At 69.6% G+C, this 15,663-nt stretch carries 14 protein-coding genes; 13 read left to right on the top strand and 1 reads right to left on the bottom strand.

Translation table 11 applies throughout. The features are described from left to right. Positions 1-177: 177 nt before the first annotated feature. The 3 genes from ACZ7L5_RS23060 (at position 178) to rpsD (ending at position 3,157) form a co-directional block, all read left to right on the top strand. Positions 178-837, top strand: a complete 660-nt coding sequence (locus ACZ7L5_RS23060; RefSeq protein ID WP_471518559.1) for a vitamin K epoxide reductase family protein — start codon at positions 178-180, stop codon at positions 835-837. A gap of 45 nt (positions 838-882) precedes the next feature. After that, positions 883-2,238 carry a replication-associated recombination protein A gene (locus ACZ7L5_RS23055; RefSeq protein ID WP_471518558.1) on the top strand — a complete coding sequence of 452 codons (1,356 nt, stop codon included), beginning with the start codon at positions 883-885 and terminating at the stop codon, positions 2,236-2,238. A 304-nt stretch (positions 2,239-2,542) separates the two neighbouring features. Continuing rightward, positions 2,543-3,157, top strand: a complete 615-nt coding sequence (rpsD, locus tag ACZ7L5_RS23050; RefSeq protein WP_147997166.1) for a 30S ribosomal protein S4 — start codon at positions 2,543-2,545, stop codon at positions 3,155-3,157. Between the two features lie 28 nt (positions 3,158-3,185). On the opposite strand, the gene ACZ7L5_RS23045 is transcribed toward rpsD, so the two are convergent. Continuing rightward, positions 3,186-5,342 carry an ATP-binding protein gene (locus ACZ7L5_RS23045; RefSeq protein WP_471518557.1) on the bottom strand — a complete coding sequence of 719 codons (2,157 nt, stop codon included), beginning with the start codon at positions 5,340-5,342 and terminating at the stop codon, positions 3,186-3,188. A 173-nt stretch (positions 5,343-5,515) separates the two neighbouring features. Between ACZ7L5_RS23045 and ACZ7L5_RS23040 the strand changes: the two genes are divergently transcribed. The 10 genes from ACZ7L5_RS23040 to aroB all read left to right on the top strand — a co-directional run bounded on the left by ACZ7L5_RS23040 (position 5,516) and on the right by aroB (position 15,534). After that, on the top strand, positions 5,516-5,962 hold the full coding sequence (locus ACZ7L5_RS23040) for a DUF948 domain-containing protein (protein WP_363041106.1): 447 nt from the start codon (positions 5,516-5,518) through the stop codon (positions 5,960-5,962). Between the two features lie 8 nt (positions 5,963-5,970). Further along, positions 5,971-6,321 carry a hypothetical protein gene (locus ACZ7L5_RS23035; protein WP_471518556.1) on the top strand — a complete coding sequence of 117 codons (351 nt, stop codon included), beginning with the start codon at positions 5,971-5,973 and terminating at the stop codon, positions 6,319-6,321. Next, on the top strand, positions 6,321-8,993 hold the full coding sequence (gene alaS / locus ACZ7L5_RS23030; protein WP_471518555.1) for an alanine--tRNA ligase: 2,673 nt from the start codon (positions 6,321-6,323) through the stop codon (positions 8,991-8,993). The genes ACZ7L5_RS23035 and alaS overlap by 1 nt, the downstream gene beginning before the upstream one ends. 35 nt (positions 8,994-9,028) lie before the next feature. Continuing rightward, the gene (gene ruvX / locus ACZ7L5_RS23025; protein ID WP_471518837.1) at positions 9,029-9,493 is read left to right on the top strand and encodes a Holliday junction resolvase RuvX; all 465 of its coding nucleotides are present in this window, start codon (positions 9,029-9,031) and stop codon (positions 9,491-9,493) included. 124 nt (positions 9,494-9,617) lie between these two features. Next, a complete protein-coding gene (mltG, locus tag ACZ7L5_RS23020; RefSeq protein WP_471518554.1) occupies positions 9,618-11,339 on the top strand; it encodes an endolytic transglycosylase MltG in 1,722 nt (573 codons plus the stop codon). Then, the gene (locus tag ACZ7L5_RS23015) at positions 11,320-12,159 is read left to right on the top strand and encodes a shikimate dehydrogenase (RefSeq protein ID WP_471518553.1); all 840 of its coding nucleotides are present in this window, start codon (positions 11,320-11,322) and stop codon (positions 12,157-12,159) included. The genes mltG and ACZ7L5_RS23015 overlap by 20 nt, the downstream gene beginning before the upstream one ends. Before the next feature lie 51 nt (positions 12,160-12,210). Then, on the top strand, positions 12,211-12,561 hold the full coding sequence (locus tag ACZ7L5_RS23010; RefSeq protein ID WP_471518552.1) for a hypothetical protein: 351 nt from the start codon (positions 12,211-12,213) through the stop codon (positions 12,559-12,561). 185 nt (positions 12,562-12,746) lie between these two features. Continuing rightward, a complete protein-coding gene (aroC, locus tag ACZ7L5_RS23005) occupies positions 12,747-13,931 on the top strand; it encodes a chorismate synthase (protein ID WP_362381212.1) in 1,185 nt (394 codons plus the stop codon). 32 nt (positions 13,932-13,963) lie between these two features. Further along, positions 13,964-14,446 carry a shikimate kinase gene (locus ACZ7L5_RS23000; RefSeq protein ID WP_471518835.1) on the top strand — a complete coding sequence of 161 codons (483 nt, stop codon included), beginning with the start codon at positions 13,964-13,966 and terminating at the stop codon, positions 14,444-14,446. Continuing rightward, complete coding sequence (gene aroB / locus ACZ7L5_RS22995) at positions 14,443-15,534, top strand: 3-dehydroquinate synthase (RefSeq protein WP_363041116.1); 1,092 nt, start codon at positions 14,443-14,445, stop codon at positions 15,532-15,534. The genes ACZ7L5_RS23000 and aroB overlap by 4 nt, the downstream gene beginning before the upstream one ends. Positions 15,535-15,663: the final 129 nt, after the last annotated feature.

Raw genomic sequence — 15,663 nt, 5'->3', positions numbered from 1 at the left:
GGCACCTGCAGGCACCCTGAAGGGCCCTGACGTCGTCCTGACGGTGTCCTGAACCCTGCGCCTCGGGACAGTCGCGCGTATTTCCTTATCCCCAGCGAACGGTGGGAGGGCGTGCGTGTACGGCACAATGTGCTCTGTCCGGAGAAACTCCAAGTCTCAAGTGACGGAATCGGCGTGATGAGCAAGACGACAGTCAAAGACGTCTCCACCGAGCCCGAGCCGGAGCGTGCCGAGGCGTCGCCCGGTTCGGCGGGCAGCAGCCGTGCGTTCGCCCTGATGCTGGTGGTCACCGGCGCGGCCGGCCTGCTTGCCGCGTGGGTCATCACGATCGACAAGTTCAAGATCCTCGAGGCGAAGGTCGAAGGGAAGTCCTTCACGCCCGGCTGCAGCCTGAACCCGATCGTCTCCTGCGGCAGCATCATGGAGAGCAAGCAGGCGGCCGTCTTCGGGTTCCCCAACCCCATGCTCGGTCTGGTCTGTTACGGCATGGTCATCTGCGTCGGTATGAGCCTGCTCACCCGCGCCCGCTTCCCGCGCTGGTACTGGCTGACCTTCAACTTCGGCACCCTCTTCGGCGTCGTCTTCTGCACCTGGCTGATGTACCAGTCGCTGTACAACATCAACGCGCTGTGCCTGTGGTGCTCGCTCGCCTGGGCCGCGACGATCACGATGTTCTGGTACGTGACCTCCTTCAACGTCCGCAACGGCTTCCTGCCCGCGCCGCGCCCGCTGAAGAACTTCCTCGCCGAGTTCACCTGGGTGCTCCCGGTGACGCACTGCGGTGTCATCGTCATGCTGATCCTGACCCGCTGGGGCAGCCAGCTCTGGGCCGCCTGACCCGCTCGGACGTCGATGTCAGTGGGGTGAATTAGGGTTTCCAACGTGGAGCCCGACCTATTCACCGCCGCCGCAGAAGAACGCCAGGAGAAGGACCCAGCCGCAAGTCCCCTGGCGGTGCGCATGCGCCCGCGCACCCTGGACGAGGTCGTGGGCCAGCAGCACCTGCTCAAACCGGGCTCGCCCCTGCGCAGACTCGTCGGTGAATCCGGCGGCGGGCCCGCCGGACCTTCCTCGGTGATCCTCTGGGGCCCGCCCGGCACCGGCAAGACGACCCTGGCGTACGTGGTCTCCAAGGCCACCAACAAGCGCTTCGTCGAGCTCTCCGCCATCACCGCCGGGGTGAAGGAGGTCCGCGCGGTCATCGAGGGCGCCCGGCGCGCCACCGGCGGCTTCGGCAAGGAGACCGTCCTCTTCCTCGACGAGATCCACCGCTTCAGCAAGGCCCAGCAGGACTCCCTCCTCCCGGCCGTCGAGAACCGCTGGGTGACCCTGATCGCGGCGACCACCGAGAACCCGTACTTCTCGATCATCTCCCCGCTGCTGTCCCGCTCCCTCCTGCTCACCCTCGAACCCCTCACCGACGACGACGTCAGAGGCCTGCTGAAGCGGGCCCTGAGCGACGAGCGGGGACTGAGCGACGCCGTCGGACTCCCCGAGGACACCGAGGAGCACCTGCTGCGCATCGCCGGCGGTGACGCCCGCCGCGCCCTGACCGCCCTGGAGGCGGCAGCCGGAGCGGCACTCGACAAGGGCGAGTCGCAGATCGGCCTCCAGACGCTGGAGGAGACGGTCGACCGGGCGGCGGTGAAGTACGACCGCGACGGCGACCAGCACTACGACGTGGCCAGCGCCCTCATCAAGTCCATCCGCGGCTCCGACGTCGACGCCGCTCTGCACTACCTGGCCCGGATGATCGAGGCAGGGGAGGACCCCCGCTTCATCGCCCGCCGCCTGATGATCTCCGCCAGCGAGGACATCGGCCTGGCCGACCCGAACGCCCTGCCGATCGCGGTCGCCGCCGCCCAGGCCGTCGCCATGATCGGCTTCCCCGAGGCAGCCCTCACCCTCAGCCACGCCACCATCGCCCTCGCCCTCGCGCCCAAGTCCAACGCCGCGACGACCGCGATCGGCGCCGCCATGGACGACGTACGCAAGGGCATGGCGGGCCCCGTGCCGCCCCATCTGCGTGACGGGCACTACAAGGGCGCCGCGAAGCTCGGGCACGCGCAGGGCTACGTCTATCCGCACGACCTCTCCGAGGGCATCGCCGAGCAGCAGTACGCCCCGGACGCCCTCAAGGACCGCGAGTACTACACCCCGACCCGGCACGGCGCCGAGGCGCGGTACGCGGACGCGGTGGAGTGGACCAGGAAACACCTCGGTCGGAAGCGGACCTGAGCACCCTGTAGAATCCGTCGCAGTGCTGTGTCCCGTGCAGTCAGAACGGGACGGTCAGCCGGAGTCCGGTCCTCCTCGGAAGGCCGGCTCCAGGAGCGTCGCGCACCGTCGATTCGGTGTCGCGGGCAGCCCACCACCACTCGTCGCAGGACGAGAGCGGTCGGTGGGCCACTCGCGTGCTGCACGTATGTGCCCAGACCAGGGGAGCGGCTGCCCGACAGGTCCTCGGACCTCAAGGGTTTCCCCGGCTGCGGATGCGACCTCCCTCAACCCTGACAAGCCGAGAACAAGGAAATGAGAAGCAGTGGCGAATCAGTCCCGCCCCAAGGTCAAGAAGTCGCGTGCCCTCGGCATTGCGCTGACCCCGAAGGCCGTCAAGTACTTCGAGGCCCGTCCCTACCCGCCGGGTGAGCACGGCCGTGGCCGCAAGCAGAACTCGGACTACAAGGTCCGTCTGCTGGAGAAGCAGCGTCTGCGTGCGCAGTACGACGTGTCCGAGCGCCAGCTCGTCCGCGCCTACGAGCGTGCCTCCAAGGTTCAGGGCAAGACCGGTGAGGCCCTGATCATCGAGCTCGAGCGTCGTCTCGACGCCCTGGTGCTGCGTTCGGGCATCGCCCGCACCATCTACCAGGCCCGCCAGATGGTCGTGCACGGCCACATCGAGGTCAACGGCCAGAAGGTCGACAAGCCGTCCTTCCGCGTCAAGCCCGACGACGTCGTGATGGTTCGTGAGCGCAGCCGCGAGAAGACCCTCTTCTCGATCTCCCGCGAGGGTGGCTTCGCCCCCGACGGTGAGACCCCGCGCTACCTCCAGGTGAACCTCAAGGCCCTGGCGTTCCGCCTGGACCGTGAGCCGAACCGCAAGGAGATCCCGGTGATCTGCGACGAGCAGCTCGTCGTCGAGTACTACGCCCGTTGATCCTTCAGCGGTCGTAGGCTTCTGCGCCTCAGCCCGTCGTCTCCCCGCCCTTCCGGGTGGGGGAGGCGGCGGGCTTTCGCATGGTCACGGTCGCCGTGACATGCCGTACCGGACCTCGCGGCGACGGAACGCCGTCCGACGGCGGCCGCCCCAGGGCCCGGCGCATCGCCTCCTCACGGCCGAGCGCCGCCCCCTGCCGTGCGCACTCCTCGTACCGCTCGTCGCCCAGCCGTTCCCGAGCTGCCGTCTCGCACAACTCGTGCGGCGCGTTGAAGCACGCCGAGCCGAACAGCGGCAGCCCCACCGACGGCCACATGCCTGACGCGGCGCCCTGCAGCACCGCGGCCTCCACCGGATCGCCCTCCGCACCGATGACCAGGGCCAGCAGCTCCACCGCCAGCACCGAGCCGAGCAGGTCGTGGAAGGAGTGGGCGCTGTCGAGGCAGTCAGACAGCAGCGCGCGGGCGCCGGGCAGGTCGCCGTCGGCCCAGGCGGCGTACGCCAGGACGTACAGCGCGTAGGAGCGCGCCCAGCGCTCGCCGTGGTCCTCGCACACCCGGCGGACGTCCTCGCACAGCCGCACCGCGTCCGGCAGGTCGCCCTGGAACGCCCGCGTCATCGCCAGCTCCACCTGGCCCATCAGCACATTGCTGTTGAGCTCGCCGATCTCCTGATAGCGGCCGAGCGCCGAGCGCAGCAGCGTTTCGGCACGCTCCATGTCGTCCGAGAGCAGGGCCAGACAACCGGTGCGATGCTCGGCGTACGCCACCGCCGTGGGGTCGGCGGCATGTTCCGCCTCCTCACGGCACTGAGAGAGCACCCCCAGGGCGGGCACCGTGTCGCCCTGCAGGATCGCCACATAGCCCAGCACCCACAGGGCCTTCAGCCGGGACTGCTCACGACCGGAGTCCAGCGCCACGGCCTGCTCCAGCCAGTGCCGCCCCTCCGACAGCCGGCCGCAGCCGACCCAGTAGAACCACAGGGAGCCCGCGAGGTACTGGCCCAGATGCGCGTCGTCCGGCTCGCTCAGACAGTGGTCCAGGGCGCGGCGCAGATTCGGCAGCTCCGCCTCGACCCGCGCGGCCACCTCGTCCTGTCGCGGTGAGAACCACTCCAGCTCGCACCAGGTCGTCAGGCCCAGATACCAGTCGCGGTGCCGGCGCCGCAGCCGGGCCGCGTCCCCGGTCGCCGCCAGCCAGTCGGCGCCGTACACCCGGATCGTGTCCAGCATGCGGTAGCGCACGCCGGCCGCGGTCTCCTCGCGCGTGACCACGGACTGCGCGAGCAGCTGGGAGAGCACCTCGAGGATGTCGTCGGAGTGCAGGCCCTGGCCGCCGCACACGTACTCGACGGCCTCCAGGTCGAACCGGCCCGCGAACACCGACAGCCGCGCCCACAGCAACCGCTCCTCGGGCGTACACAGTTCATGGCTCCAGCCGACCGCCGTACGCAGCGTCCGATGGCGCGGCAACCCGTCCCGCCCGCCGCCGGTCAGCAGCCGGAACCGGTCGTCGAGCCGCTCCAGCACCTGCCCCGGGGACAGCATCCGCAGCCGCCCGGCGGCCAGCTCGATCGCCAGTGGGATCCCGTCCAGGCGACGGCACACCTCTCGTACGTCCGCGTCGTCCGCCACGACCACCGAGGGCTGGGCCGCCCGGTCCACGAGCAGCTCCACCGCCTCGTCCTCGCCGAGCGGTGCCAGCGGAAACAGCAGTTCGCCCGTCACGCCCAGCGGTCTGCGCCCCACGGCGAGCACCCTCAGGCCCGGCAGCCGGCGCAGCAGTCCGCTCACCAGCTCCGCACAGGGGTCCACCAGGTGCTCGAAACCGTCCAGGATCAGCAGGAGTTGACGCCCGGCGAGGTGCGCCAGCAGTGTCTCGTGGGGCAGGCGGGTCGTGTGGTCCGTCAGCCCCAGCGCCTCCACGACCGCGTAGTCGACGAACTCCGGGTCACGCACCGACGCCAGGTCCACGTGCCACACACCGTCGACGGGCGTGCACCGCGAGGCCGCGCGTGCCGCCAGCCGTGACTTGCCGACGCCGCCCGCCCCCGTCAGAGTCACCAGCCGCGCGGCGCCGAGCGCCCCGGCCAGCCCGGCGAGTTCGGCCGAGCGGCCCACGAACCTGTTGAGCTCCAGGGGCGGACCGACGGACTCGGGGGAGTGGGCGCGCTGTTGATCCCGCATGGGATACGGAGCGTACTGAAGCGTGTTCGGTCCGTACAATCGCTTCTCGCGACTCGACTCCGCGCGGGGCGGTAATCCGGTGTGGAGCGGCATCCCCGGCGCGATAGGCTCGGTGCACGACTTTTTCGATGTAGACCGATGTAGAGGCACGTTTCAGGGAGCGGGTGCACACAGTGTCCGGTGGAGAGGTGGCCGGGATCCTGGTGGCCGTCTTCTGGGCGATCCTGGTCTCCTTCCTCGCCGTTGCACTGGTGAGGCTGGCCCAGACGCTCAAGGCGACCACCAAGCTCGTGGCGGACGTGACCGACCAGGCCGTCCCGCTCCTGGCAGAGGCCTCCACGGCGGTGCGCTCCGCACAGACCCAGATCGACCGGGTCGACGCGATCGCCACCGACGTCCAGGAGGTCACGTCGAACGCCTCGGCACTGTCGACCACCGTCGCCTCCACCTTCGGCGGCCCCCTGGTCAAGGTCGCGGCCTTCGGTTACGGCGTCCGCCGGGCCCTCGGCGGCCGCAAGGAAGACGCGCCCGCCAAGGCGCCCCGGCGTACCGTGATCGTGGGCCGCACGGTTCCGGCCTCGCGACGGGACAAGCGAAACCTCCGCGGAAAGAGGGACTGAGAGCCAGCATGTTCCGCCGTACGTTCTGGTTCGGCACGGGCGTCGCCGCCGGTGTTTGGGCCACCACCAAGGTCAACCGGAAGCTGAAGCAGCTGACCCCCGAGAGCCTCGCCGCGACCGCGGCCAACAAGGCGATCGAGGCAGGTCACCGGCTCAAGGACCGCGCGGTGGGCTTCGCCCTCGACGTCCGCGACAACATGGCGCAGCGGGAGGAGGAACTGGGCGACGCGCTGGGCATCAACGCCCCCGTCGACCACGAACTCCCCGCACCCCGGCGGTACGCCGCCATCGAGAACCGCAATGACCCGAAGTACGTCGACAGGACGACGTACTCTCACAACCGAAACGAGGACCACTGATGGAGTCGGCCGAGATTCGCCGCCGCTGGTTGAGCTTCTTCGAGGAGCGCGGGCACACCGTCGTCCCTTCGGCGTCGCTCATCGCGGACGACCCGACTCTGCTCCTCGTCCCGGCCGGCATGGTGCCCTTCAAGCCCTACTTCCTGGGTGAGGTCAAGCCGCCCTACGCCCGCGCCACCAGCGTCCAGAAGTGTGTGCGCACGCCGGACATCGAGGAGGTCGGGAAGACCACCCGGCACGGCACGTTCTTCCAGATGTGCGGCAACTTCTCCTTCGGCGACTACTTCAAGGAAGGCGCCATCACATACGCCTGGGAGCTGCTCACCAGCCCCCAGGACAAGGGTGGTTACGGCCTGGATCCGGAGAAGCTCTGGATCACCGTCTACAAGGACGACGACGAGGCCGAGCGCATCTGGCACGACGTCGTCGGCGTGCCGAAGGAGCGCATCCAGCGCCTCGGCATGAAGGACAACTACTGGTCGATGGGCGTCCCCGGGCCCTGCGGCCCCTGTTCCGAGATCAACTACGACCGCGGCCCCGAGTTCGGCGTCGAGGGCGGCCCCGCCGTCAACGACGAGCGGTACGTGGAGATCTGGAACCTCGTCTTCATGCAGTACGAGCGCGGGGAGGGCATCGGCAAGGACAACTTCGAGATCCTCGGCGACCTCCCGAGCCAGAACATCGACACGGGCCTCGGCCTGGAGCGGCTCGCCATGATTCTGCAGGGCGTGCAGAACATGTTCGAGATCGACACCTCCATGGCCGTCATCAAGAAGGCCACCGAGCTCACGGGTGTGGCCTACGGCGACGCCCACGACTCCGACGTCTCCCTGCGCGTGGTCACCGACCACATGCGCACGTCCGTGATGCTCATCGGCGACGGCGTGACCCCCGGCAACGAGGGCCGTGGCTACGTCCTGCGCCGCATCATGCGCCGCGCCATCCGCAACATGCGTCTGCTCGGCGCCACCGGCCCGGTCGTCAAGGACCTCGTCGATGTCGTCATCGGCATGATGGGCCAGCAGTACCCCGAGCTGGTCACCGACCGCGAGCGCATCGAGAAGGTCGCCCTCGCCGAGGAGAACGCCTTCCTCAAGACGCTGAAGGCCGGCACCAACATCCTCGACACGGCCGTCACCGACACCAAGGCCTCCGGCTCCACGGTCCTGCCCGGCGACAAGGCCTTCCTGCTCCACGACACCTGGGGCTTCCCGATCGACCTCACCCTGGAGATGGCCGCCGAGCAGGGGCTGTCCGTGGACGAGGACGGCTTCCGCCGTCTGATGAAGGAGCAGCGGGAGCGCGCCAAGGCCGACGCCCAGGCCAAGAAGACCGGCCACGCCGGCGCCGGCGCCTACCGTGAGATCGCCGACAAGACCGGCGAGACCGAGTTCATCGGCTACGGCGACACCGAGGGCGAGTCCACCATCGTCGGCATCCTCGTCGACGGGGCCTCGTCCCCGGCCGCCACCGAGGGCGACGAGGTCGAGATCGTTCTCGACCGCACCCCGTTCTACGCCGAGGGCGGCGGCCAGATCGGCGACACCGGCCGGATCAAGGTCGACACCGGTGCCGTCATCGAGATCCGCGACTGCCAGAAGCCGGTGCCGGGTGTGTACGTGCACAAGGGCGTCGTCCAGGTCGGCGAGGTCACGGTCGGTGCCAAGGCCCACGCCTCGGTCGACTCGCTGCGCCGTCGCGCCATCGCCCGCGCCCACTCGGCCACGCACCTCACCCACCAGGCCCTGCGTGACGCCCTCGGCCCGACGGCCGCCCAGGCCGGTTCCGAGAACCAGCCGGGTCGCTTCCGCTTCGACTTCGGTTCCCCGTCCGCCGTGCCGACGGCCGTGATGACCGACGTCGAGCAGAAGATCAACGAGGTCCTCGCCCGCGACCTCGACGTGCACGCCGAGGTCATGGGCATCGACGAGGCCAAGAAGCAGGGCGCCATCGCCGAGTTCGGCGAGAAGTACGGCGAGCGCGTCCGCGTCGTGACCATCGGCGACTTCTCCAAGGAGCTGTGCGGCGGCACGCACGTGCACAACACCGCCCAGCTGGGTCTGGTGAAGCTGCTCGGCGAGTCGTCGATCGGCTCCGGCGTGCGCCGTATCGAGGCCCTCGTCGGCGTGGACGCCTATAACTTCCTCGCCCGTGAGCACACGGTCGTCGCCCAGCTCCAGGAGCTGATCAAGGGCCGCCCGGAGGAGCTCCCGGAGAAGGTCTCCGCCATGCTCGGCAAGCTGAAGGACGCCGAGAAGGAGATCGAGAAGTTCCGCGCCGAGAAGGTGCTCCAGGCCGCCGCCGGTCTCGTCGAGTCCGCCAAGGACGTCCGTGGCATCGCCGTCGTCACCGGCCAGGTTCCGGACGGCACCACTCCGGACGACCTGCGCAAGCTGGTCCTCGACGTGCGCGGCCGGATCCAGGGCGGACGTGCCGCCGTGGTCGCCCTGTTCACGGTCAACAACGGCAAGCCGCTCACGGTCATCGCCACCAACGAGGCCGCCCGCGAGCGCGGCCTCAAGGCCGGTGACCTGGTCCGTACGGCCGCCAAGACCCTCGGCGGCGGAGGCGGCGGCAAGCCGGACGTCGCCCAGGGCGGCGGCCAGAACCCGGCCGCCGTCGGTGACGCCGTCGACGCCGTCGAGCGGCTCGTGGCGGAAACGGCCAAGTGAGCGACGACACACAGTCAAGTGGTGACGGCCGGGGCATGCGCCGCGGCCGTCGCCTGGCCGTCGATGTCGGGGACGCCCGCATCGGCGTCGCCTCCTGTGACCCCGACGGGATCCTCGCCACCCCGGTGGAGACGGTCCCGGGCCGGGACATCCCGGCAGCTCACCGGCGTCTGAAGCAACTTGTCGACGAGTACGAGCCGATCGAGGTCGTCGTCGGTCTCCCACGCTCCCTCAAGGGAGGCGAGGGCCCGGCCGCGGCCAAGGTCCGGGGCTTCACCCAGGAACTGGCCCTCATGATCGCGCCCGTACCGGTCAGGCTCGTGGACGAGCGGATGACGACCGTGACGGCAAGTCAGGGACTGCGTGCCTCTGGCGTGAAGTCGAAGAAGGGCCGGTCGGTGATCGATCAGGCCGCCGCTGTGATCATCCTGCAGCAGGCGCTCGAATCCGAACGGGTGTCAGGTAAAGCACCGGGAGAGAGCGTCGAAGTGGTTATCTGATCGCGATACGGTAACGTTCCGCGCGATGCGCCGGTGTTCGAACAGCCGGCGCACAAAGAGAGGCGGGACGGGATCCGGATCGTCAGCAGCCGCGTGACCGCCGCCTCGCGGCTCTAGGGGATCGATGACTGAGTATGGCCGGGGCCAAGGCTCCGAACCGTGGCATCCGGAGGACCCGTTGTACGGGGACGGCGGATGGGAAGGGCAGCAGCAGGCCCATACGGGCCAGCAGGCTGCCTACGGCGGCCAGCCGCAGCACTATCCGGAGCAGCAGCCTCAGCAGCCGCAGCACTACGGCGACTGGGGCGACGGTCAGCAGGCCTCGTACGGCCAGGCGCAGCAGTACCAGCAGCAGGGCCAGCATTACCAGCAGCAGGGTCAGCAGTACCCGCAGCAGTACGACCAGCAGCAGTACCCGGGTCACGGGCAGCAGGCGTACGACAACAACGGCTGGGCCACAGGCTCCCACCCGCAGGTCCAGTACCCCGACCCGGCGGACCCCTACGGGCAGCAGACCGCGGCGTACGGCGGCGACCAGCACGACTACTACGGCACGCCCGAGGCGTACCCGCCGCCGGAGCCGCCGAGCCGTCGGGGGCCCGAACCGGAGCCACCCGAGACCGACTGGGACCCCGGACCTGACCAGGGTGAACACGCCTTCTTCGCGGGTGGCGACGACAAGGACGACGACGACTTCGACGACGAGTCGGGCGGCGGCCGGGGGCGCGGTGACCGCCGGGGCGGGCGCGGCGGCGGGAAGCCCAAGAAACGCCGCAGCGGCATGGCCTGTCTGGGGGTCGTGCTGGTCTTCGGCGCGGGTGTGGCCGGAGTCGGATATTTCGGTTATCAGTTTTACCAGGATCGTTTCGGCGATGCGCCGGACTTCGCGGGTGACGGCACGAACGAGACGGTGAGCGTCGAGATCCCCAAGGGCGCGTTCGGGTCCGATATCGGTCAGAAGCTGAAGGCGGCCGGCGTCGTGAAGAGCGTCGACGCTTTTGTCGCCGCCCAGAAGCAGAACCCCGACGGGGACAAGATCCAGGCGGGCGCCTATCTGCTGAAGAAGCAGATGTCCGCCGAGAGCGCCGTCGAGATGATGCTCAGTCCCGACAGTCAGAACAGCGTTCTGGTCAGGCCGGGCGAGCGCAATCTGAGCGTCTACAAGGCGATCGACGAACAGCTCGAATTGTCGTCCGGGACCACCGAGAAGGTCGCCGAGGAGAAATACAAGACCCTCGGACTTCCCAGCTGGGCGAACAGCAACAAGGAGATCAAGGATCCGCTGGAGGGCTTCCTCTACCCGGGCACCTATGCCGCCGCAAAGGGCATGAAACCCGAGGCGATCCTGAAGGAGATGGTGTCCCAGGCCGCCGACAAGTACGAGGCGCTGGACCTGGAGGCCAAGGCGAAGGCCCTCAAGCTCGACAACCCGCTGCAGGTCATCACGGTCGCCAGCCTCGTCCAGGCCGAGGGCAAAACGAACGACGACTACCGCAAGATGGCGGAGGTGGTCTACAACCGCCTCGATCTCGCGAACCCTGAGACGTACGGCGCCCTGCAGTTCGACTCGACCTTCAATTACCTGAAGGGTCAGAGCAACATCGACATCAGTGAGTCGGAGATCAAGAGCAACAAGGACCCGTACAACACGTACACGCAGAAGGGTCTGCCGCCCGGTCCGATCGACAACCCGGGTGAGGGTGCACTGAAGGGGACGCTGAATCCGACGAACGAGGGTTGGTACTACTTCGTGGCGACCGACGGCGTGAACAAGACAGAATTCGCCAAGACCCACGACGATTTCCTGAAGCTCAAGGACAAGTTCAATGAGAGCAGGGGCAACTGACGCCCGCCGAGCCGCCGTGCTCGGTTCGCCCATCGCCCACTCCCTCTCCCCGGTACTGCACCGGGCCGCCTACGCGGAGCTGGGGCTCACGGGCTGGTCGTACGACCGGTTTGAGATCGACGAGGCCGCTCTGCCCGGGTTCCTCGCGGAACTCGGGCCCGAGTGGGCCGGGTTGTCGCTGACCATGCCTCTCAAACGGGCCGTCATTCCCCTGCTCGACGAGATCACCGAGACGGCGGTCTCGGTCGAGGCGGTCAATACGGTCGTCGTGACCGAGGACGGCCGTCGGGTCGGCGACAACACCGACATCCCCGGCATGGTCGCCGCGCTCCGGGAGCACGGCATCGAACAGGTCGACTCGGCGGCCATCCTCGGCGCGGGCGCCACGGCGTCCTCCGCGCTCGCCGCACTCGCCCGCATCTGTACCGGCGAGGTCGTGGCGTACGTACGCAGCGAGGCCCGCGCCGCCGAGATGCGGCAGTGGGGCGAGCGGCTCGACGTCGAGATCCGTACGGCGGACTGGGCCGAGGCGGACCGGGCGCTGCACGCGCCGCTGGTGATCGCCACCACCCCGGCCGGTGCGACGGACGCCCTCGCCGCCGCCGTACCCGAGCGCCCGGCCACCCTGTTCGACGTGCTCTACGACCCCTGGCCGACCGCCCTCGCTGCTCGCTGGTCGATGTACGGCGGCGCCGTCGTCAGCGGGCTCGACCTGCTGGTGCATCAGGCGGTGCTCCAGGTGGAGCAGATGACGGGCCGAGCTCCGGCGCCCCTGGAGGCCATGCGAAAAGCGGGGGAGCGCGCTCTCGCGAACCGCTAGGATCCGCTGGGTTCCGCAGGGGGCGGAGCGGTTCGAGGGGGAGTACAAGCAGTGTTCACTGGTGTGCCGCTGGCGTCCGGTAAGGGCGAAATATTTGAGATCGTCCTGCAGTTCATGCCGGACTGGGTGCAGATCCCGGTGCTCGTCCTGATCGTGCTGCTCGTCGTCGGGTCGTGGGTCTTCAAGCTGAAGCGCAAGATCGACCGACGGCGTGCGAGCCGCCAGGGCCAGGCCGTTCAGGTGGCGGTTCAGCACGGGCAGGGGCGGGGCGCCGACTATCTGGGCCCGTACGCTCCGCAGCAGCAGGTGCAGCAGCAAGCGCGGGAGCCTCAGCAGCCGAGCGGTGCCGATTTCCTCGGCGCGTACGCCCCTCAGCAGCCCCAGGGCAACCGTCCGACGTGATCTCCGCCGCTGTGCGGCGTTGTCCGCCCGGCCGTCCGTCTGGTGGACCGGCGGCCGGGCACCGGCCCGGGACGTGGGAGGATCGAAGGTGGCGGGCCGGGGCCGCGCACCTGGTCACGCCGTCGACGTACGCGAGGACGCGCGTACGCAGGGCAGTACCAGGGCGCGAGCACTGAGGAGCACCGTTGAGCAGGTTGCGCTGGCTGACCGCGGGGGAGTCCCACGGTCCCGCACTCGTGGCGACGCTGGAGGGCCTTCCCGCCGGCGTGCCGATCACCACGGAGATGGTGGCGGACCACTTGGCCCGGCGCCGCCTCGGTTATGGACGCGGCGCGCGCATGAAGTTCGAGCGCGACGAGGTCACGTTCATCGGTGGCGTCCGGCACGGTCTGACGCTGGGCTCCCCGGTCGCGATCATGGTGGGCAACACCGAGTGGCCGAAGTGGGAGCAGGTCATGTCGGCCGACCCGATCGACCCCGAGATCCTCGCCGGCCTCGCCCGCAACGCGCCGCTGACCCGCCCGCGCCCCGGCCACGCCGACCTCGCGGGCATGCAGAAGTACGGCTTCGACGAGGCCCGGCCCATCCTGGAGCGCGCCTCCGCGCGTGAGACGGCGGCGCGGGTGGCGCTGGGCGCGGTCGCCCGGTCGTACCTCAAGGAGACGGCCGGCATCGAGATCGTCAGCCACGTGGTGGAGCTGGCCGCCGCGAAGGCGCCGCAGGGTGTGTACCCCACGCCGGCCGACGTCGAGAAGCTGGACGCGGACCCGGTGCGCTGCCTGGACGCGGACGCGTCGAAGGCGATGGTCGCGGAGATCGACCAGGCCCACAAGGACGGCGACACCCTCGGTGGCGTGGTCGAGATCCTCGCGTACGGCGTTCCCGTCGGACTGGGCTCGCACGTGCACTGGGACCGCAAGCTGGACGCCCGTCTCGCCGGCGCGCTGATGGGCATCCAGGCGATCAAGGGCGTCGAGCTCGGCGACGGCTTCGAGCTGGCGCGGGTGCCCGGCTCCAAGGCGCACGACGAGATCGTGAACACCCCCGAGGGCATCCGCCGCGTCTCCGGCCGCTCCGGCGGCACCGAGGGCGGCCTCACCACCGGTGAGCTGCTGCGGGTCCGCGCCGCGATGAAGCCGATCGCGACCGTGCCACGCGCCCTGCAGACCGTGGACGTGACCACGGGTGAGGCGACGCAGGCTCACCACCAGCGCTCCGACGTGTCCGCGGTCCCGGCCGCCGGCATCGTCGCCGAGGCCATGGTGGCGCTCGTCCTCGCGGACGCGGTGGCGGAGAAGTTCGGCGGCGACTCGGTCACCGAGACCCGCCGCAACGTGACTTCGTACCTCGACAACCTGGCCATCCGGTGAGCGCAACACCCGTGGTCGTCCTCGTCGGCCCGATGGGCGTGGGCAAGTCCACAGTGGGGCAGATGCTGGCCGACCGGCTGGGCGTGGGCTACCGGGACACCGACGACGACATCGTCGCCGCGCAGGGCCGGACCATCGCCGAGATCTTCGTCGACGAGGGCGAGCCCGCCTTCCGGGCGATCGAGAAGCAGGCGGTGCACCGGGCACTCGCCGAGCACGACGGCGTCCTCGCCCTCGGTGGCGGCGCGATCCTCGACGCGGACACGCGTGCGCTGCTGGCCGGGCAGCGGGTGGCGTACCTGTCGATGGACGTCGAGGAAGCGGTCAAGCGCACCGGCCTGAACGCCGCCCGTCCGCTGCTCGCGGTCAACCCGCGCAAGCAGTGGCGCGAGCTGATGGAAGCCCGCCGCCATCTGTACGAGGGGGTGGCCACGGCGGTCGTCGCCACCGACGGTCGTACCCCCGAAGAAGTGACCCAAGCCGCCCTGGACGCACTGGAGTTGAAGGACGTATGAGTGAGGCAGTGACGCGGATCCAGGTCGGCGGCACCGCGGGCAGCGAACCGTACGAGGTCCTGGTGGGCCGTCAACTCCTGAGCGAGCTCGGCGGGTTGATCGGTGAGAAGGCCAAGCGGGTCGCCGTCATCCACCCGGAGGCGCTGGCCGAGACCGGCGACGCGCTGCGGGCCGACCTGGTCGAGCAGGGCTACGACGCGGTCGCCATCCAGGTGCCGAACGCGGAGGAGGCCAAGACCGCCGAGGTCGCCGCCTACTGCTGGAAGGCGCTGGGCCAGTCCGGCTTCACCCGCTCCGACGTCATCGTCGGCGTCGGCGGCGGCGCGACCACCGACCTCGCCGGTTTCGTGGCCGCGAGCTGGCTGCGCGGGGTGCGCTGGATCGCCGTACCGACCACCGTGCTCGCCATGGTCGACGCGGCCGTCGGCGGCAAGACCGGCATCAACACCGCCGAGGGCAAGAACCTCGTGGGGGCCTTCCACCCGCCGGCCGGTGTGCTGTGCGACCTGGCAGCGCTGGATTCCCTCCCGGTCAACGACTACGTGTCCGGGCTCGCCGAGATCATCAAGGCCGGTTTCATCGCCGACCCGGCGATCCTGGAGCTCATCGAGTCCGACCCCGAGGCCGCCCGCACTCCGGCAGGCCCGCACACCGCCGAGCTGATCGAGCGCTCCATCCGGGTCAAGGCCGAGGTCGTCTCCTCGGACCTGCGGGAGGCCGGCCTGCGGGAGATCCTCAACTACGGCCACACTCTCGGTCACGCCATCGAGAAGAACGAGCGCTACAAGTGGCGGCACGGCGCCGCGGTCTCCGTCGGTATGCACTTCGCCGCCGAACTCGGCCGTCTCGCGGGGCGGTTGGACGACGCGACGGCCGACCGGCACCGCACGATCCTCGAAGCGGTCGGCCTGCCGCTGCACTACCGCTACGACCAGTGGCCCAAGCTGCTGGAGAACATGAAGGTCGACAAGAAGTCCCGCGGGAACCTGCTGCGCTTCATCGTGCTGGACGGCCTGGCCAAGCCGACCGTCCTGGAGGGACCTGACCCGGCCGTGCTGCTTGCCGCGTACGGCGAAGTCGGCCAGTAAGTCCACGAAAAGCGCGCTTCCGTCCGATTCGCCTGTGGCGATGGGCACTTCGGACCGCCCCCGGCCGTTCACCAAACGACGGCCGGGGGCGGTACCGTTCGGTAGCGAGCGGGTTGTGCCCGCTGCCAG

The sequence above is a fragment of the Streptomyces sp. NPDC107528 genome, assembly GCF_055639295.1.
This window is presented reverse-complemented; position numbering and strand designations above follow the sequence as displayed.